The organism is Mesorhizobium sp. M0968 (genome assembly GCF_040319065.1).
In the GTDB taxonomy this organism is placed as follows: Bacteria; Pseudomonadota; Alphaproteobacteria; order Rhizobiales; family Rhizobiaceae; genus Mesorhizobium.
This window is the reverse complement of the sequence record NZ_JAMYNL010000043.1, coordinates 1-18,699: the sequence shown is the minus strand read 5'-3', so window position 1 is coordinate 18,699 and position 18,699 is coordinate 1. Positions and strand designations below refer to the sequence as shown.

At 56.9% G+C, this 18,699-nt stretch carries 13 protein-coding genes and 3 pseudogenes; 6 read left to right on the top strand and 10 right to left on the bottom strand.

Going from position 1 to position 18,699, the window contains the following annotated elements; all coding sequences use genetic code 11:
- The first annotated feature begins 80 nt into the window (after positions 1 to 80).
- The 4 genes and pseudogenes from NKH67_RS31980 to NKH67_RS31970 all read left to right on the top strand — a co-directional run bounded on the left by NKH67_RS31980 (position 81) and on the right by NKH67_RS31970 (position 6,098).
- Positions 81 to 1,520, top strand: coding sequence for an amidase (locus tag NKH67_RS31980; protein ID WP_353032747.1), 1,440 nt, complete (start codon positions 81 to 83; stop codon positions 1,518 to 1,520).
- Between the two features lie 151 nt (positions 1,521 to 1,671).
- Entirely contained in the window at positions 1,672 to 2,454 is a 783-nt protein-coding gene (locus tag NKH67_RS34240) for an antitoxin Xre/MbcA/ParS-like domain-containing protein (protein ID WP_502893837.1), read from the top strand.
- A 355-nt stretch (positions 2,455 to 2,809) separates the two neighbouring features.
- Positions 2,810 to 3,921: pseudogene (locus NKH67_RS31975) on the top strand (porin).
- 1,118 nt (positions 3,922 to 5,039) lie between these two features.
- The gene (locus NKH67_RS31970) at positions 5,040 to 6,098 is read left to right on the top strand and encodes a C45 family autoproteolytic acyltransferase/hydrolase (RefSeq protein WP_353032745.1); all 1,059 of its coding nucleotides are present in this window, start codon (positions 5,040 to 5,042) and stop codon (positions 6,096 to 6,098) included.
- A gap of 385 nt (positions 6,099 to 6,483) precedes the next feature.
- Here NKH67_RS31970 and NKH67_RS31965 read toward each other — a convergent pair.
- From NKH67_RS31965 to NKH67_RS31950, 4 genes and pseudogenes are all read right to left on the bottom strand, one after another.
- Positions 6,484 to 7,079 (bottom strand): annotated as a pseudogene (locus NKH67_RS31965) (transposase domain-containing protein); the annotation flags it as partial.
- Positions 7,080 to 7,219: 140 nt separating this feature from the next.
- Positions 7,220 to 7,345, bottom strand: a complete 126-nt coding sequence (locus NKH67_RS31960; protein ID WP_353032759.1) for a hypothetical protein — start codon at positions 7,343 to 7,345, stop codon at positions 7,220 to 7,222.
- Between the two features lie 50 nt (positions 7,346 to 7,395).
- Positions 7,396 to 7,789 (bottom strand): annotated as a pseudogene (tnpA, locus tag NKH67_RS31955) (IS66-like element accessory protein TnpA).
- A 211-nt stretch (positions 7,790 to 8,000) separates the two neighbouring features.
- Positions 8,001 to 9,653 carry an ABC transporter substrate-binding protein gene (locus NKH67_RS31950; protein WP_353032743.1) on the bottom strand — a complete coding sequence of 551 codons (1,653 nt, stop codon included), beginning with the start codon at positions 9,651 to 9,653 and terminating at the stop codon, positions 8,001 to 8,003.
- Between the two features lie 1,136 nt (positions 9,654 to 10,789).
- On the opposite strand from NKH67_RS31950, the gene gabT reads away from it, so the two are divergent.
- Positions 10,790 to 12,115 carry a 4-aminobutyrate--2-oxoglutarate transaminase gene (gene gabT, locus NKH67_RS31945; protein WP_353032741.1) on the top strand — a complete coding sequence of 442 codons (1,326 nt, stop codon included), beginning with the start codon at positions 10,790 to 10,792 and terminating at the stop codon, positions 12,113 to 12,115.
- 548 nt (positions 12,116 to 12,663) lie between these two features.
- Here gabT and NKH67_RS31940 read toward each other — a convergent pair.
- From NKH67_RS31940 to NKH67_RS31915, 6 genes are all read right to left on the bottom strand, one after another.
- Positions 12,664 to 13,758 carry an MBL fold metallo-hydrolase gene (locus tag NKH67_RS31940; RefSeq protein ID WP_353032757.1) on the bottom strand — a complete coding sequence of 365 codons (1,095 nt, stop codon included), beginning with the start codon at positions 13,756 to 13,758 and terminating at the stop codon, positions 12,664 to 12,666.
- Positions 13,759 to 13,803: 45 nt separating this feature from the next.
- Entirely contained in the window at positions 13,804 to 14,055 is a 252-nt protein-coding gene (locus NKH67_RS31935) for a hypothetical protein (protein ID WP_353032739.1), read from the bottom strand.
- On the bottom strand, positions 14,055 to 14,555 hold the full coding sequence (locus NKH67_RS31930; protein WP_353032737.1) for an MBL fold metallo-hydrolase: 501 nt from the start codon (positions 14,553 to 14,555) through the stop codon (positions 14,055 to 14,057). Before NKH67_RS31930 ends, NKH67_RS31935 begins: the two co-directional genes overlap by 1 nt.
- A gap of 327 nt (positions 14,556 to 14,882) precedes the next feature.
- Complete coding sequence (locus NKH67_RS31925; protein WP_353032735.1) at positions 14,883 to 16,493, bottom strand: ABC transporter substrate-binding protein; 1,611 nt, start codon at positions 16,491 to 16,493, stop codon at positions 14,883 to 14,885.
- 377 nt (positions 16,494 to 16,870) lie between these two features.
- The gene (locus tag NKH67_RS31920; protein ID WP_353032733.1) at positions 16,871 to 17,113 is read right to left on the bottom strand and encodes a hypothetical protein; all 243 of its coding nucleotides are present in this window, start codon (positions 17,111 to 17,113) and stop codon (positions 16,871 to 16,873) included.
- A 43-nt stretch (positions 17,114 to 17,156) separates the two neighbouring features.
- The gene (locus NKH67_RS31915) at positions 17,157 to 18,062 is read right to left on the bottom strand and encodes an NAD(P)/FAD-dependent oxidoreductase (protein ID WP_353032731.1); all 906 of its coding nucleotides are present in this window, start codon (positions 18,060 to 18,062) and stop codon (positions 17,157 to 17,159) included.
- Positions 18,063 to 18,335: 273 nt separating this feature from the next.
- Here NKH67_RS31915 and NKH67_RS31910 point away from each other — a divergent pair.
- Positions 18,336 to 18,699: LysR family transcriptional regulator (locus NKH67_RS31910; RefSeq protein WP_353032729.1), on the top strand; the 364-nt coding region annotated here is incomplete at its 3' end.

Sequence of the window (18,699 nt, the reverse complement as noted above, 5' to 3'; positions counted from 1 at the left end):
CCATGGCAAAAAGATATTGGACGCAGAACAGTTTTGACAGCAGTCTTGAAGCGTAAAGGGCAACTAGGAGGTGTTCGCCGATGAAACTAGATGAATACGCCAGTCATGACGCCACGGGGCTCGCTGAACTAGTCCGCAAGCGCGAGGTCACCCCAGTGGAGCTCGTCCAGCTGGCGCGTGAGGCGCACGATTACCTGAACCCAACGATCAATGCCGTGATCGAGTTTTACGAGGACGCTGAGTCCGTCTCCGGCTCGGATACAGGGCCATTCGCCGGAGTTCCTTTCCTGCGCAAGGATCTGAGGGCAACCGAAGCAGGCCGGCTTCAGGAGTGCGGGAGCCGTCTCTTCCGGGGCTTCCGCCCCACAGTGGAGAGCCACTACGTTCAGCGGGCGCGGGCGGGCGGCCTGCGCATCGTGGGCCGCACCACCATGCCTGAGTTCGGAAGGACCGGCATGAGCGACTCCGTTGCGTGCGGGATCACGCGCAACCCGTGGCAACTCGAACGGACGGCGGGCGGCTCGTCTTCCGGAGCGGCGGCTGCGGTCGCCGCCGGTATCGTCCCGATCGCACACGCGAGCGACGGCGGTGGGTCAACCCGCATTCCGGCGGCGAACTGTGGCTTGGTCGGTTTGAACCCCTCACGAGGCCGCGTCTCCGGTGGCCCCAACGAGCAGGATGGTTGGCATGGCAGGACCCGTTCGTTCGTGGTCTGCCGCACTGTTCGAGACATGGCGGCGGCCCTCGATGTCCTCTGCGGCCCTGCTCCGGGTGATCCCTTCGTCATCGCACCGCCCGAGCGGCCCTATGTCGAGGAGCTCGGCCGCCCGACTGCCCGCCTGCGGATTGGCGTTGCCACCTCGCCATGGGGAGAGATGAGGGTCGAGACGCACATCCGCGAGGCCGTTGAAAAGACCGTGAAGCATCTGGAGGCGATGGGGCATCACATCGAGGAGATGTGCCCGCCCTATGTGTCCGCTGAGTACCGCAAACTCCAGGCGGGCATGCAGGCTATGGGATTCGATACGTGGCTCGACGACACTGCCCGCAAGCTCGGCCGCGAGGTCAACGAGCAGACTGTGGAGCCCGTCAGTCTCGAGCAGTACCGGATCGCCAAGCGGCTGCCGCTCTCCCGCGCGGCAGATATATTCGAGGGCCTTCGCAAGATCCGTATGGACGTGGGGGAATCGACTAAGCACTTCGACGTGCTGGTTACTCCCAGCATGCCATGCTCGGCGCTCCTCCACGGCACTTACTCCACGACCAACGAGAACCTCACAGTTGATCAGCTTCTGGATTCCGACGCAGCCCTCTACCAATATCTCGCGGTTTTCAACGTTACGGGCCATCCTTCTGTCTCCCTGCCGCTTTTCCATGGCGCGGACGGCCTACCAATCGGCATCCAGATCGTCGGCCGCTTTGGTGACGAGGCGACTCTCGTTCGCGTGGCCCGTGACCTCGAGGAGGCGATCCCTTGGTCAGCGCGACGGCCGCCGGTCTTTGCCAAGAACAACGAATAGGGGGCCGTTGCATGCTGGTCTAAGGACGCCCGCAATGCTCATGCCGCAGGACACGAGCGGCCGCTCGTCCACCACGGAGCGACCGCGACGAGTTTAGCCGCACGAAGAAATCCTGCTTCTGGCTTTGCTTGCGGTGCTGGCCGCCGAGGTTATGTGGTTGCCCCCCGCAGCACAGGAATTTGTAATTTCAATTCCATCGAACAAAAAAGCCAAGCGGACTCTTTCAGCGCCAGGTCACATGACCAAATCCCCAAATTTTCGAGGCGAACCTTGCCAGGACGACCTTCCAACCTTGGTTGCGAAGGAAGTCGAGCAGATTTTGTTTCGGTACGATCAGGTTATAAAGGAACGCAGTTCAATCTGGGCTGGTATGCTGCCTGACAACGTCGCCGCTGCCGGTTCCCTTTCGCCAATTCGCGAACAAGCTATTCAAGACGATTTGAGCGCCCTTGCGTCCGAATTTGTTCGTAGGCTAGCAGTCGAGGCAGCAAGGCGATTCGACCCCAGCGCCGGTGCGGCAGAGCCGCTCGGGGGTCTAATGGAGGGGAGCCGGGACGGCGTGCTAGAGCCGCGATTTCAGCAAAGCGAATGCCTGCGGATAGAAGACTGGGCAGGTCAGGTGGCAGGGCCAACATATCTTGAACAGCGCTTCGGTATACCCCGATCGACACTACATTGTTGGCAACGGCGCAATGATGTGGTCGCATTCCGTAAAGGTGCTCGCAAGCATGTGTTCCCCGTGGCTCAGTTCATCGACGGAAGGCCTGCGCCAGGTATACGGCAGGTGCTGTCTTTGATCGCCAATCCTAGGCAGGCGTGGCTTGGGCTAAGCCGACCTTCACCTCGGCTTGACGGCCGAATTCCTATAGAAATGCTCAGACAAGATTTGGCACCAGACGTCATCTCGGCCGCACGAGACTATTTCCTGACATGAAGCCCAATTCATGCGCAATTCAATGGCTACGGCGCGAGCTCGCAAAGCGATGTTGAGCTGTGCGCTAGGCATTTCACGACAATGTAATAACGTGCAGTTTGTCCAAATTGAGTTATTTGTCCAGATCGTATTGATTGTACAATAAAATTCGAGCGCATTAGTGTCACTATCGCCAATATAACACGAATGACATAGCTATATAACTTGATCTATGCAATTTTACAGGTAGCCGTATAATGGTGAAGATGCCGCGAGAAGCGCATCTTTTTCGTTCGATCGTGGGGAATGGGATGGGGTGTGTCTTTCAGCGAAGGCGCGACCAATCCTTATTTTAATCCTTTAAGTGGAGATCAAAATGGACATCAAGAAACTTCTTCTTGGCTCCGCCGCGACTTTGGCCGCTGTCTCAGGCGCACACGCGGCTGATGCCGTGACTGTCGCCGAGCCAGAGCCCGCTGAATACGTCAAGATCTGCGACGTCTACGGCGCTGGCTACTTCTATATTCCTGGCACTGAAACCTCCCTACGCATCGGTGGTTATGTTCGCTGGGACGCTTCCGCCGGTCAGGTAGGTTCGTTCGACGGCCGTCGTGCTGTCGACCATGAGGATGGAAGCATCAACGATACCTGGCACAAGAAGGTCCGCCTATCGCTTAGGACCTGGACTGGTCAGGAAACAGAACTTGGGACCTTGAAAACCTACACTGAAACCCGCTTCAACTATTCCGACGGCAGCAACAGCAGCTCGTTGAATTATGCCTGGATTCAACTTGGTGGTCTTCGCGTGGGTATGGACCAATCGGCCTTCGATACATTCATCGGATATGCCGGCAACGTCATCAACGATACGCTGGTTCCCTATGGCGATTTCGACACCAACGTCGTGCAGTACTACTTCGATGCCGGCAACGGCTTCTCGGCGCCGTGGTTTCGCTTGAAGAAGGCTCCGGCGTCAAGGGCACGATCGACAGCTACGTGCCCCACGTCGTCGGTGGCGTGAAGTACACGCAGGGCTGGGGCGCGATCACCGCGGTCATGGCCTACGACAGCAACTATGAAGAAGTAGCCGGCAAGGTTCGCTTGGACGTGAATGCTACCGACGCGATCTCGCTGTTTATCATGGCCGGCTACGGCACCGACGACAACCTGACGGACGCGACTTGGGCAATCCCGGCCGGTGGCCGCGGCTTCTACAAGCAGTGGGGCGGCAACTGGGCAGTCTGGGGTGGCGGCACCTACACCTTCAACGAGAAGACTGCCTTGAACCTTCAGGTATCATATGATGAGGCCAAGGAATTTGGACTTGCGGCGAACGTCGCCTATAAGATCGTCCCCGGCCTCACCATCACGGCCGAAGTTGACTGGGCGCATAACGACCACGACAGCAATGGTTACAATTGGACCGGCATTCCAGCCGGCAAGAGCAACGCTGTCGGCACCTTCCTTCGTTTCCAGCGCTCATTCTAATGGGTCGCTTCATTAAATCAAAACGCCATTAGATACTCATTGCGCTAGACTCGCCTATCCAGCCGATGCTGGATAGGCAGGGTACGCAAAAACGGATTAAGACCATATGTCCGCCTCTCCTGATGAGGTGGTTCGTCCTACACTGCGCGTCCGAGGGTTGCTGCTCTATTCGTCAGGTTGAAGTCAAGCGCTTGTCGAGCTTTCCGCTTCGCCGGCGCGTGACGTCTTTCGCGGGGTCGTGCTTCTCTGTGGGATCGGCGCTCGGCCGTCGCCTTGATGGGGATCAGAACAATGAGACGGAACAATCTCGGAAGCGTCCTGATCGTTGTGATAGGACCGATACTGCAACCCTCGCGAACCCACCTCATTCATTGTCCCGCGAAGGACGATTTTTCCACCGGCTGGTGGACCCCTAGGGGGTGATCCTTGTCACGCTGGCTGCGCGATCATGTTTCATCTCCCGTGTTCGACCGCTGGCGACTATCTCCTCGTCCCCGACCTGTTTTCGGCTCGGCCGGTGCGCGCTGGCCGGTTAAGGTGGCGAAGGTCAGTGCGCCGCGAACGGGCCACTGCGCGCGCCGGCAGCCTGTATGGTCGGGGCACGATCAAGCGGCCTTCGGCATGATGTGTAGCGTCCAGCCGACGATGTATGATCACCGCCAGCCGGCGGGCCAATCGCTCAACCGGGGAGACAGTCCGGCGCGGCGGCATCACAAAGGCAGGCAAGAACGCAAGTGACCATCTGCAAGGCAGCCCACTGTATCTGAAGTTGATCCAAGGGAGCGCGCGGAGCACAAGCAGTTCGTTGATGTGTTTGTGGCTTGGCTCACACCGCCGCCAAAATCAGTCATCGAAATGAAGCCGCAAAGCCGAGCTTGACCAACCCTATCCAGTCACCCAAATTTCGTCATGCTCCTTAAAGGCTGCTTCGCACTCGGCGATCGAGACGATCGCCGAGTTGTTATTGCTCATTCGCCATTAATCGATGCGAAAAAACTGTTAGACCCGCAAGTGTTTTCAGCGAACATGCAAGAAACAAGGGGCAGGCGGGCCGCGAACCGGCGTGGCGCGGCGCATTAGCACCAAGGCTCAAAACGCACAGCAAGTAGAGGCCCAACATGCCAAAAAACAATATATCCATTATCCGCGCCACAGGCGACGCGTTCTCCATCGGTTTCAAGCTCGGTCAGGCCAGTGCCGCTCACTTCCGCGACCGCACCTGTAGGAGCGAGCAGTTTCGAGCCTTGGACGCCCGCTGGCGCGGATCGGATTATCTGAATAATTTGGAATTCGCAGCCCGCGCAACCTATCCTCGCTTGGTACGAGAGATCGAGGGAATCGCCGCGGGCGCCGGACAGGATTTCGAAACGATCTTCCTCTGGAACTGCAGGGGGGACCTAAGGCTTCCGGAGCACGTCTCCCCGGTAACAAAAGCGATCGCCGCCAATGGCTGCACTACACTTCTCATCCCGGCGGAACGAGACGCTCCAGCGATAATCGCTCATAACGAGGACGGCACGGCGGAGCTTCTCGGCGCCTGTATCTGGATCGAGGTCGAGCCCGACGAGGGGCCGGCTTGGAGCAGCTTCATCTATCCCGGCATGCTGGCGGGACACACGTTCGGGCTGAACGAAGCTGGGATCGTCCATACTGTGAACAACATCAGTCCTCAAGATCTTCAGCCTGGCGTGCCACGACAGATCATCTGCCGCGCGATCCTAGATGCCAAAAGCTTGGACGAATCGGTCGAAATTCTGAGGCGCAAGGACCGCGCCAGCGGCTTTCATCACAATCTCGGTGAGGCGAAGACCGGCCGACTAGCCTCTATCGAGGCGCCGGCCTCAGGCTGCGCCGTTCGGCAGGTAACTTCGGCCCGTGCCCACGCAAACCACTTGGCCTTTGAGGAATTTGGAGGCCTAGAGCAGACGATCCATCTGTCTTCCCGCAAACGGCAGGAGGCGTCGGACCGGATGATCGCGGAAGGTGCGCTCGCACGCGGTGCAGAGGCGGTGCTCTTCGACGAGACTACCCCGATTTTCTGCGACAACCAGGGCGATGAGGTCGGTCAAACCCTCGCCACAGCCGTCTTCGAGCTTTTTACTGACCGCGTCGAATGGCACGTGCACACAACGCCGGGAGAGCGCGACGCGTTAAGCGGAACGATGCATGTCGTCTAAAATCGATATCTGGTCGATCGCCGGAGCGATCGCTTTCTTAGTGCGCACTCGCGGAGTCAACATCGATACGTCAAAAGCGTACCGCTCCAACAAATAAGCCTTACAGTGAGCACCGTCCGGGGCTCTTCGGCTTGCTTCAGGCAAACGCCAAGCGACGAGCCAATGATTGCCGAGTCTCCGCTCCCCGAGCAAGTCAGATTTACGTCGCCGCGGCTGGTGCGAGAGCATCAGCGTGGCATTCTGGGAGTACAAGCCTCTGCCTAGCGTCTCCGCTGCTTTCGAATCTGCCAATTCCGACGAAGCCGCCCCCTCTGCGGCGCGGCAATCAATGCGACCTCTCTCCCAGATTGTCGCGCTACATCTGGCCTGGGTTGGTGTGCTGCGGACGGTTGAGCGGAATGTGCATGCCGAACTTGTCGAACAGGATCGTCGCCAGCAGCTGCGGACCGATGAAGCCGCGTGGCGTAGCATGGAACGGCGCCGGCGGCTGGCTGATCGCCTCGCAATCCCGGCACGTAAACTTTTCGCGCACCGTTTCGATCAGTTTGAATCGGCGCGGGATCTCCTCCAGCGTCTCGGTCACATCCTCGCCCAGCTTCGACAGCCGCAATCCGCCGCAGCAGGCGCAGGCGGCGGGAGGCTCGATGAAGACGCGCTCGCGTTCGATATTCTCCGGCCAGGGCTTGCGCACTGGTCGCTTGCGCGTGAAGGAACGCACGCTCTGGGTCTTCGCCGCCGCGGCGGCCGCGGCAAGCTGATCCTCGGTCGCCGACGTCACAAGGTCTTCAAGTGCAATTCCAACTGTTCGATCAGCCGCGCCGTGCGCTCGGAGCGCTGCCCATACAGTTCGCGTTTCAGCTTTTCGATGCGCAGCTTGAGATGCGCAATCCGCGCCTCGGTGTCGGACAGCATGGCTTGCGCCTTGGCAGCGCCGCCAGGGCTCGCGAGGTCCGAAGGAAGATCATCCGGCGTCAACGTCATGAGGCCAGTGAATCAGATTTTGCCTGCAATTTCAAAGTGTAAATGCTATCCGACCCGCGTCGGTCGGCCATGTTTCCTGAGGGTTGCGCCAATCGATCCCGGACAGGAGATAGCTCAACTGCAGGCACGATCCTTGCCCATCATGCCAAATGATCTTCAGGAGATCGCCTCTTTTGCCGCGAAAGGCAAAAAATATGGCCGCTCAGCGGATCCCTCTTCAAGATCTCCTGCACGCGTAGAGCAAGTTTCGGAAAGCCGCAGCGCATGTCGGTGTGTCCCGTCGCCAACCACACCCGCACCCCCGCCGGAATCGGGATCATCGCAGCGTTTCCAGGCCGCGCATGATCCGAAGCAGCGCTTCCACGTCCACGTCGGGCTCGACGATGATCCTGCGGCCATTCACGCTCACCACTTCCATGCGCCTGCCAGATGGTTCTGGAGCCTTGTTTGGCTGCTCCGGCACGATCATCGCCGACACGAAACCGCAGCCGCCACCTTCGCCAAGTCGTCCCTCGCGATACGCCTTGCGCCAGGCAAACAGCGGCGGATTGGAAATCCCGTGACGCCGCGCTATCGCGGATGCCGGCCGCGGAGCCGAATAGCTCCTCCTCGACAATCCGCAACTTCTCCTTCTCCGACCAGCGGCGCCGGCGGCCAGTGTCAACAATCTCGAGCCGAGAGACTTGGCGACAGTCAGTAGCGATATCCATACCGACCGTCAGCTAGAAATCCGTTCGTCGGCAAGGCGGCCGCCGTTGGACGCGTACCAAGCTGCAAGAGGGTGGTCGGCGAAATCTACCCCGCCCCGTCTTCATCAGCAATACTCGGAGATGGAAGGACGGGCGAGCAACCGCGCTACTAACTCGAGCGGCTTCGTGTGATTTGCCGAGCCGCTCGAGTGCCTAGTTCTGACTATTGAATTCAGCCAGTCTGATCGAGCCAGACCTTACCAAGGTTGATATCGTATGTTGGATGCATCACGAAATTTTTTACCTGCTTGGTCGAATGATGGAACACCGATGTCCAATAAGGTTGAATAAGAATTCCAGACTCTTGCAATAGTGTTTCAATATCCTTCATGACCACCTTGCGCTTTTCTGGGTCTGGTACCCTCAATGCTTGGTCTAGTAGCTTGTCGAATTCAGGGTTCGACCATGATGATTCGTTCCATGCAGCATCACTTCGATAGGCCAGTGCTAGGACCTGAACGCCAAGCGGCCGCATGTTCCAGTTTGTGGCCGAAAGGGGGTATTTCATCCAATCGTTATAGAATGTGGCGCCAGGCAGAACTGTTCGCTTCACCTTGAAGCCCGCCTCACGGAGTTGCTGAGCAATTGAATCGGCAGAATCCTTCAGCCAATCGACGTCCGGACCGATAATCTCGTGCTCGAACTCAGTCTGACCCGCGTCGGCCATCAATCGCTTTGCCGCCTGGATATCTCGCTTCTTTTCGGGAACCGGGTAAAACTCGGGATGTATTGGAGCCACATGATAATTGGCGGCAACCGTGCCATGGCCATTGTAGCCGATTTCCAGCACGGTGCTATTGTCGACGGCCAGCTGCAGCGCGTTGCGCACCCGCTGGTCGTCGTAGGGCTTGCTTGTAACTTTTGTGCGGCACACGATGGTCGTGGATGTCTTCGCCTCAGACCTAACCAAACCTAATTTGTCAAGAATGACTATATCGTTTGGGGAGGATTCATAATTCGCATCGATCTCGCCTGATTCGAACGCGCTCTGGAGAGCGGAAGTGTCATAGCCATAGTCGATGAAGTGGACTTCGTCCAAGTATGGTTCATCATCCCACCACTTTCCATTTGTCCGACGCTTCAGGACGACCTTCTGCCCTACGTCCCACGACGTCAGTTCGAAGGGACCGGTGCCAATGGGATGGGTAACTAAGTTCGAGCCGTTCTTTTCGAATTCGCGGTGGACCACCAACGCGGGGTAGTCGGCGAAGCTCGCGATGATGGTCACATCGGGTTTCCACAACGTAAGTTTTATCGTGTACTGGTCGATCTTTGTGATAGCGCCTTCCCTCGCCTTGCCTGTTTTTTCGTCAATGAGCGCTTTTAGACGATTGGCCATCGAATTTCCGGGCACGTCCTTTTCGCACCAGCGGAGCAAGTTGAAGGCCACATCATCTGCACTGAAATCATCACCGTTGTTCCATTTGACACCCTTCCGTACATGCAGGACATACGTGGTCGCGTCATCACTAACCTCCCAGTTTTCCAGCAACGCAGGCTCGAAAGTGTATTTGTCGGTGTACCGGACCAACGGATCCAAGAACTGGCGACAAACGTTACCTAGAGCCGGATTGTCGCTTACGCGAGGATCTTTAGCACCAACAACACGCATAGCGATCCGTAGAGTTCCGCCTTTTTTTCCGACTTCTTCAGCATGTGCCGCCGGAACGGCCCCAAGCATAGAGTACGCCACGGCAGTCGAGGCACCAAACATAGAGGCGAGCGCAAGGAATTCGCGCCGGTCCATCCCACCCGTCTTTGCCTCTTGGGCGAACGTTTCGAATACTTTGGGCATAGGCTTGCCCGTCCTGTTGAAAAATCCCATTGTTGAATCTCCGAAGAATTGTGGTTGGTTCCCGACGATAACTCACCAACTCGGTTCAGTTCCGTTTTGAGGCGCTCACAGAGGGAACCTCTGATTTGCGTCTGCTTCTCGAGTTCCGCGCCTTTCCGAGGGCTGCCGCTCCCCGGCGCTGATGTTATTGTTTCGACATGGGGCAGAAATTCCATGTCGGTTGCCGCTTGCGCTGAACGGGCGCGCCCATAAAACTTATGCGATCATCACACCCGCCTGAACCATGAAAAAATTGTGGAGCGATATAAACTCATCTTATGTGGTTCAGTAGAGGGCACGAAACTGCAGACGCAGTCACAAGGTGTGAACGACATACCGCTTGCGCAGAAATCTTGCTTGGAGGGGGCAATGGACGAGCAAATGTCGATCGCGTTCTTCGATTGCTCGGATCAGCTTATCGTCCTTTCCACCGCGTAGGTGGGGCCGAGGCCTTCACCTCCGTTTTGCCCAAGGATTGTTTGAGAAGGATCGGGTAGTTTGGCGGCCGGGACTGCGGAAGCAAGAACAAGCGCTGCAAGATATTGGTAGACTGGTTTCTCGCCCAGTCCGAAGAGCTCCGCCTGTGATTTTGAGTCGGCCGATGCCGCCGACTCACATCCCATCTTGCACCCAGCCGGCTGGATATAAACTGGCCTCTCCTGCCCTGCCAGCCTATGACGTCACCAGGAACCAGGTGTCATTCGCGCCGGCCGACTTCTGGTGCTAAGGTTCGTCCATTGTTAGCTGATCTATGAACCCGGATATGCACGACGATGGCAACCACAGCCCGACGCAGGACGCGGGGTGCTAGCTTCTTCATAACCTGGGGGCAGATCGTGAGAGCGCATGGCTAGGTCAGTGAGGATTTTCGTGGACGTATCGTGCTGCCGGCTAATGGTCGCTCTCTCAGGACTCGCAACGTTGATTCGGCATAAGCTGGATTTAGAGCCAGTAGAAATTTTTGGCTGTTTTCGCCCAGTCCGCTCGTCTCTATAGTCGGTTGGAGACCCTGCTCTTGCAGAACTTATCATCCGATCTAGCGATGATCCTTGGATCCCGCGAAGCTTTGGCGAATAAGGCGTGGTTTTCTGGCGTGTCTCGATGCGAATCTAACAGGAGGTAATTAAATGGTGTCGAATGTTGCTTTGGACGAGCGCCGGAATGCTGCTGTTGCGGCATCGGTCTCTCCGCCCTTTCCAATGTATGTCGAGCGGGCTCAAGGTGCAGAGATCTGGGATGTTGAAGGACGGCGATATATCGACTTTCTGAGTGGAATGGGCGCTCTCGCGGTCGGACACTCGCATCCCAAGGTCGTCGCGGCCATCCAGGCCCAGCTTACAAAATTCAGCCACACCTTCTTCGGCACCGCTCCGTATGAGAGTTACCTTGCCGTAGCTGAGCGGCTGAACGAGCGTTGCAAGGTCGGCGGACGAGCCAAGACCCTGCTCGTCACCACCGGTGCAGAGGCCGTCGAGAATGCCGTCAAGATTGCCCGCGCCCACACCAAGCGGCGCGGCATCATTGTCTTTGGCGGTGCATTTCATGGCCGCACGCTGCTGACGATGGCAATGACGGGAAAGGTCAATCCATACAAGCAGTCCTTCGGACCGTTCCCGGGCAACATCTATCGCGCGCCTTATCCGGATCTCTATCGAGGCGTCAGCGTCGAGCACTGCCTTGCGGCCTTGGACACGCTGTTCGAATCCGAGATCGAGGCGAGTGCGGTCGCGGCGATCGTCATCGAGCCGCTTCTGGGTGAAGGCGGCTTCATTCCCGCGCCCGTTGCGTTCATGGCAGGTATCCGGCGCCTTTGCGACCAGCATGGCATCGTTCTCGTCGCCGACGAGGTGCAGTCCGGGCTGGGCAGAACCGGCCGCCTGTTTGCTATCGAGCATACCGGCATCGAGCCTGACTTGCTGCTGATGGCCAAGAGCCTGGCAGCTGGCATCCCGATTGCCGCGATCGTCGGCAAAGCGGAGATTATGGATTCCGTTGCCGCCGGCGGCCTGGGCGGCACCTATGCGGGCAATCCGTTGGCATGTGCGGCGGCCTTGGCCGTGCTGGATGTGCTGGAGGAGGAGAACCTGCTTGGCCGCGCCTCAGAGATCGGTGAGCGCCTTACCGCTGGCCTGCAGCGGATTCAGAAGAAGAGAAACCGCACGGTGATTGGCGACATCCGTGGGCTGGGCTCGATGATCGGCGCCGAACTGGTCGAAGATGGAGAAACCCGCAAGCCCGCGCGCGCGCTGACCGCCAAGGTGATCAAAGAAGCCGCCAAGCGCGGTTTGCTGCTCGCCTCGGCCGGCCGACACTTCAACGTCATCCGCTTCCTTGTCCCGCTGGTGCTGACGGATGCGCTTGTCGATGAAGCCCTGGGCATCATCGACCAATCGATCGACGTCGCCCTCGAGAGCGAGCTTGCTCCTGCAAAAGCAGCAGCTCAGGCCAGGTGAAAACTCATGAACTTTGCAAATCCCTCGGAGGCACTTGGACTGGCAAGTTCCGGCGTGCACCGTTCGGGCATCACAGCCCGAACCTGCAGAAGCTTCTGCGCATGTTTCGCAGCCTTCCAATCCCAGGGAAGCTGTTGTGAATTATAGGTAGAGCTGAACGATTTTGCTGGGCGGGGCGTGTTCCTCGCTCAGTTCTGCACTGTCGGGCACCAGGCTCGGCGGCTTGAACCAAAACAAGAAAGACCATACGAGCTCTTTGATCTTTCTCTCCGCGGAGAATTCGACGCGTTGGACCGTCAAGCCAAACGCCTTGAGTGGCTCTCGCCTCCATTTGCAGGATATGAGCGGCGGCGCCAAGCGCTGGTGGCAAACATGAGCGAGTTCTTCGATCCACCAAGAAGGTGTCCTTGCATCGGGAGCAGTTTCGCCGCTGAGAAACGTCAAGCCAGTCGGGTTCACGGGCTTCAAGGGTGAGCAGGGAAATGATGGAATCTTCTGAAGATGGCAGTCTCGAGGCCTTTCTCTCGACGATCGCTCGGCAACCGGATTCATGACGTTGCGCGCGCGCTAGTTGTCACGAGGGCTTCACAGATAGGCCCCTGCGGCACGCCATCAACAAAGATCTCGGCAAGCAACACCCTCCGCGCTGGATCGGCACTCGATGGTGCTGTTGCCCGGAGGTATATTTCGCCTTGCTGTCCCGGCGCAAGCGTTATGCTTTGCACTTCGGGTTTCGGGCGCCAACAAAATGCCGGTAATAGGCGAGCTTCATAGACGGCGGAGCGATTTAAGTTGTTTCGGATTCTTACCGTGTATGTGACTTCGCTGCCCGTGCTAGTTTCTGAAACATATGGCAGCATCCGCACCCAAAAAAGATCGATAAAATGGTTCGCGGGCTCGCTCACCACGTCGCGAAAAGCTGCTTCCTTCCGCTGGACATAGCCCGCATACTCTGCGATCTCGGACTGACTCATTTCAATCAGAGGGCCGTGGCCGGGGCACAGGAGATCAGGTCTCGTAGCCCGCAACACGTTGGCGCAACGACGATGCATTTCCAATTGAAAGCTATTGCGCATCACCGTCAGCTGGACAGGAATGTCGCGATCAATTCCTCCAATGCCCGGATTGCACCGGGCGACGTTGTCACCGCTAAATAGCACTCTCCTTCCGTCAATCTGAGCCAAGATCATCGAATGGAATTCGGTTTGACCTGGTGCGTAGTGGATCTGGAAGTCAAATCCTCTCCAGTGGAAAGTCTCTTCATCGCGCAGTACCCTCTGCACTTTAATAGGTTTATGATAACAGCATGGCGTGCTGGCCCACACAGATGGGTTCGCAATGACTTCGGCGACACAGTCGAGCGCCCAGCATTGCGTGCCGAACTTCCGCTGAAGAAACGGAATCCCGCAGATATGGTCGTCATTGATGTGAGTGGGAACGACTAGCTCGATCTGTTGCACTCCGTAATCGTTCCGGAGCTGGTCAATATGATGCTCAACAAAACGAAGAGCTTGCATGGCACCGTGATCATTGCCGAAATGCAGATGCCCTGGCGAGGACAATCCATAGTCAACCAACATCGCGTGCCCGCTTCCACTAAGCACGACGTAGAAATTCGAGCAGGTGTATGGGCCTGCCCACAGCAGGTGATCCGAAATTCTGTCAAGTTTACTTTCGCGTAAAGTCTTCTAATCCGCGAACCCTGTATTCCATCCGGATGTGAAAAGCCGGCCGATATTCGCAAGTTGTTCCAGCTTTGGTGCAAGCTCCTCGATATTCGCTCTGACATCGCTGATGGCCACTCCATGGGAGGGATAGGCGATCGAGACGTTCTCCCTCTTCAGGGCAAGGAGGGATTGCATCGTGAATTCGACGCCGAGCAGATCGCCGTAGGCATACTCCATTGCGTGCAGTTGATAGAGAGTCCCGCCGGTGGTCATCAAATCTCCGGTAAAGGGGTAAAGGCAACCTTCTGACCATCTATGTGCGTGACCAGACTGATCATGCCGTAGGTGTGACCTTTGGCAGGGATAATAAGTATTTCATAGTTCCTCCAGACAAAAGTACTGTAGTCGTCGAGGACGGCATCTACATCGATGTCTTCGTTTAACGTAAAAAAAGTGTTCCTATTGTTGTAGTTGTCGTAAATTCCCCTTGACCTCCAGTAAGCTTCAACATTATCGAACAGGTGCCTCTCAAATTCTGGAACAGCAACCTTTGCGCCTGCCTTCTGAACGCTCTTCGTTCCCCAGCACTGGTCCCGGTGGTGATGTGTGTGTAAGACCCAATCAACTCGGTCGATCCCGATGTCAGCGAGGTGTCGCAGGACAGCACCGGAACCTGTGTCGATCAGCAGGGCATCACTACCATCTTTCAAGATGTATACGTTGCACGTATCGCGAAATTCCCAGAGATTGCTGGAGTGTTGTATCAACGTCATGCGATTTCATTCCGTCGGCGGACACCCGGCAAGGTGCGTCGGCAGTAAAAATCAAACTATGTCCTCGTTCCGCGAAGGGGGAAAAGCCGATATCACATCTTCGAAAATCGCCGCGAGCTTGCCAAACTGGGAACCCGCGAGTTTGTCCGGCGAAATCGACACAGCCTGCCACGGAAGCTAGGATCAGATGGTGTTTGCCGCCATCTTCGGGGGACTGGAACCGAGAGGGCCGAATGAGCAGCCCAAAAAAGTCGGCCTGCCAGCTGGGAATTCGGGCGGCTCCGCACTTTCGGCAAGCCGCCCGGATTCTGTAGGTAGCTATGAAGCTCAACCGGTTTGGTCGATCCAAACCTTACCCAGGTCGACATCGAACGTTGGATGCATCTCGTAGCCTTTAACCTGCTTAGTCGAATGATGAAACACGGAAAGCCAATAGGGCTGAATGAGGACGCCGGAATCCTGCAACAGTGTTTCGATGTCCTTCATGAGTGCCTTTCGCTTCTCTGGGTCCGGCACCGTCAACGCCTGATCCAGTAGCTTGTCAAACTCCGGGTTGGACCAGGACGACTCGTTCCATTCAGCGCCACTTCGATAGGCGAGCGCCAAGACCTGGACGCCGAGCGGACGCATATTCCAGTTCGTGGCTGAAAGGGGGTATTTCATCCAGTCATTGTAGAAAGTGCTGCTGGGCAAAACTGTCCGCTTCACCTTGAAGCCGGCATCGCGGAGCTGCTGCGCAATTGCATCAGCCGAATCTTTCAGCCATTCGACGTCGGGACCGAAAATTTCGTGTTCAAAGTCCATCTGGCCGGCTTCTGTCATCAGGTGCTTTGCAGCCTGTACATCTCGCTTCTTTTCCGGGAGCGGATAGTACTCCGGGTGTATCGGTGCTACATGGTAGTTGGCGGCGACGGTACCGCGGCCATTGTAGCCAATTTGGAGGATAGTGGCATTGTCCACGGCAAGTTGCAGGGCATTGCGAACTCGCTGGTCATCATATGGCTTAGCAGTAACCTTTGTTCGGCAGACAATTGTTGTCGCCGTCTTGGCCTCCGATTTAACGAGACCGAGTTCGTCGCAAGCGTCGATATCGTTCGCGAACGTCTGGTAGTTTGCGTCAATCTCATTTGACTCGAAGGCGCTCTGAAGAAGAGATGGGTCGGTTCCGTAATCAATGAATTGAACCTCGTCCAAGTATGGTTCACCGCCCCACCATGTTCCGTTTGTCCGACGCTTCAGGACAGCCTTTTGGCCAACGTCCCACGACACCAGTTCAAACGGGCCGGTACCAACGGGATGCGTGACCAAATTCGAGCCGTTCTTTTCGAAATCACGGTGGACAACCAAGGCGGGGTAATCGGCAAAGCCCGCGATGATTGTGACGTCAGGCTTTGACAGCGCCAACTTAATCGTATGATCGTCGACCTTTGTTATCGCGCCTTCTTTCGCCTTGCCTGTCTTCTCATCGATCAGCGTGGCCAAGCGCGCGGCCATGGAGTTGCCGGGCACATCCTTTTCGCACCAACGCCGCAGGTTGAACAGCACATCATCTGCGGTAAAATCGTCGCCGTTGTTCCATTTGACGCCCTTACGGAGCTCTGTCGCGTCGTCGTTGACTTCCCAGCTTTGCAACAACCAAGGTTCGAAAGTGAATTTGCTGGTGTACTTGACCAAAGGGTCAAGGAATTGCCGAGAAATGTTTCCAATTTCCGGATAATCACTTACACGAGGATCTTTGGCACCATCGACGCGCATCGCAATTCGTAACGTTCCACCTTTTTTTCCAGTCTCTGCGGCATGCGCCGCCGGAAAGGCTCCAAGCATAGAGTACGCGACGGCTGTCGAGGCACCAAAGATGGAGACGAGCGCCAGGAACTCGCGCCGATCCATTCCACCCATCTTCGTCTCTTCGGCGAGCCTGTCGAATATTTTAGGCATAGGTTTGCCGCCCGATGGCCAACGCGCTGTTTTGCCAGATGGGCCTCAAGCAATGTTGCCGATGAACACGGAGGCATGCTGCAATATCCATACCCGCCGTCGCCAACACGTGCCCGTCCATCCGTGAACGGCCGGAAAGGCTAAGGCAAACGTACGCAAAGGTTTAGAAGTCGCTGAACTACAAAAAGATTGTTCGGCGTTATAAACGGATCTTATGTCGGGGTCGTTGGAAGCTGGCAAAGAAGAACCCGCATTGCCTTGCGAACCCTTAAGCCTCAGAGGATAATAATGCCACCGCTTGCTATCCAAATTACCCGAGTAGCCAATGTTGAGGTGGCACGCGAAAAGCTTGCTTCCAAATATCCCACCTGGGTGATCTAAACCTCAGCACCGGCCTGTCTAAAACGGAACGCGGTCACAGCGCGTACGCCCATCGCAGTAATAGCCGTCGGGTAGGGCTTACTTGGGATCGCTCGCGTTTTCAGGATATCTATCACGGGCGACGATCGACCGGCCGCCAGCTCGGCGACGGCCTTGCCGAAAGCAGCTCCCCGAGCAACACCCGTCCCGTTGCAGAATGCCGCGCCGTAGACATTGCGGTCCAACTCGCCGAAGATCATTCCGCCGTTTTGCGCAAGCGTAAGAAGACCACCCCAACTGGCTTCAAAGCCTATTGACGAAAGCCCTGGCCAGCGTCGGTCGAACGCAATCTGCTGCTGCACCCTTGCCCTCATAACGTCCCGCCGCGATCGTCTTGAAGTCAGTGGCATAGGAATAGACGTTGCGAAGGAAAAGGCGGTTATCGACCGTCCGACGAACTGTCGTGCCGAAGCTGTTCGCTGGAATCAGGCCGTGGGCTGGCTTATTTCCCACCTGAGAAAGTTCGTTATCTGTGAGCTGCCTGGTCATGCTGGCAAAAGTGTAAAGTGGGATTGCGCGGTTTCTGAAGAATCCGAACCTCGTGAGGTACCCCGACGCGCAGATGATGACCTTCGGCGCCCTGATCGTTCCCTTTGGCGTTTCGAAAACATGCTTGGGCTGTCCAAACCGTACGGCAACGACGGGGGTATTTTCGTGAACGGTAACGTTCCCAGGCAGCCTCCTGGTCGCGTTTTTGAGATATTTCGCGGGCTGAAGGAGAATGGTTCCTGGGTGATGCAGCGCCTTAAGGTAATGCCTGCTGCCGGTTATAGCGCGGATTTCGTCGGTCTCGACCCAGCTGTAGCTCTGCCCGAGTGTGTCCAATGCCTCAGAGAACCGCCTCAAATCTTGCACTCCGTGTCCAGTCGCGGCGCTGTGGTACTTCCCCTGCGCATCCCAGTCGCAATCCACGCCGTGTTCCTGCACGGCGTTTCGGATATAGGAAATCCCCTCCCGATTGACGAAGAGCTCTTCCTTGTTCCCCTTGATGTCCTCGACGAAATCCTGCTTGCGTGGGTTGTGGGCAAGGTCGATGACGAAACCCATGCAGCGTCCGGACGCGTTGTTTCCGATACGACCCGCATCCACTAGGATTACGGACGAGCCCGGATGGAGTTCGGCGTAGCGATGAGCCGCGTGCAATCCCATCCAGCCGCCGCCGATGACGAGGCAGTCGCAGCAACGTCGCCTTCTTGCGGAGGCAATTCCGGGCCAGACGCAGTGTACCAGCCACACATCGTCGGTTCGGTATGAGGCGGGTCAACGACGATCCGCTTCTTGGGGCCGGCTCTGTTCAAGGAATTCACTGAAAGCTCGCTGGATGTGACTACTTCGGGTGGGTCGTCCGCGAGCCAGATTCGATAAAGAATCGGTTCTAGGGATCGTAGACTGAAAAGATCACATTTGATATAGACCTGCTTGATGTCTACGCTTCGCGGTCTCGTGCCTTCGACCCATTCGCTCTTCGTTTTCGAAGCGGCTGCCCGTACCTTGAGTTTCAAGAGGGCGGCGAGCGAGCTCAATGTCACGCAGCCGAGCGTCTCGCACTCGATCAAGATGTTTGAGAGGCATTGCGGGACCGCGCTCTTCGTGCGCGACAACCGCGGAGTGCAGCTAACGGAAGCAGGTAGGCAGCTTTACGACGAGGTGCGTCTCAGTTTCCGCCGGCTGGAGCAAAGGCTCGAAGCCATTTCAGGGCGTGGAACGCAGTACATCACCTTTGCCGCTTCAACATCTCTGGCGGCACATTGGCTGGCGCCTCAGCTCTATGACTTCCAGGAAGAAC

Excerpts from the sequence above, each read along its gene's own strand:
- NKH67_RS31935 (WP_353032739.1), bottom strand. The coding sequence starts at position 14,055 with ATGACCACCGGCGGGACTCTCTATCAACTGCACGCAATGGAGTATGCC.
- NKH67_RS34240 (WP_502893837.1), top strand. The coding sequence starts at position 1,672 with ATGTGGTTGCCCCCCGCAGCACAGGAATTTGTAATTTCAATTCCATCG.
- NKH67_RS31970 (WP_353032745.1), top strand. The coding sequence starts at position 5,040 with ATGCCAAAAAACAATATATCCATTATCCGCGCCACAGGCGACGCGTTC.
- gabT (WP_353032741.1), top strand. The coding sequence starts at position 10,790 with ATGGTGTCGAATGTTGCTTTGGACGAGCGCCGGAATGCTGCTGTTGCG.
- NKH67_RS31930 (WP_353032737.1), bottom strand. The coding sequence starts at position 14,555 with ATGACGTTGATACAACACTCCAGCAATCTCTGGGAATTTCGCGATACG.
- NKH67_RS31960 (WP_353032759.1), bottom strand. The coding sequence starts at position 7,345 with ATGCGCTGCGGCTTTCCGAAACTTGCTCTACGCGTGCAGGAGATCTTG.
- NKH67_RS31915 (WP_353032731.1), bottom strand. The coding sequence starts at position 18,062 with ATGGGATTGCACGCGGCTCATCGCTACGCCGAACTCCATCCGGGCTCG.
- NKH67_RS31950 (WP_353032743.1), bottom strand. The coding sequence starts at position 9,653 with ATGGGATTTTTCAACAGGACGGGCAAGCCTATGCCCAAAGTATTCGAA.
- NKH67_RS31920 (WP_353032733.1), bottom strand. The coding sequence starts at position 17,113 with ATGATCTTCGGCGAGTTGGACCGCAATGTCTACGGCGCGGCATTCTGC.
- NKH67_RS31980 (WP_353032747.1), top strand. The coding sequence starts at position 81 with ATGAAACTAGATGAATACGCCAGTCATGACGCCACGGGGCTCGCTGAA.
- NKH67_RS31925 (WP_353032735.1), bottom strand. The coding sequence starts at position 16,493 with ATGCCTAAAATATTCGACAGGCTCGCCGAAGAGACGAAGATGGGTGGA.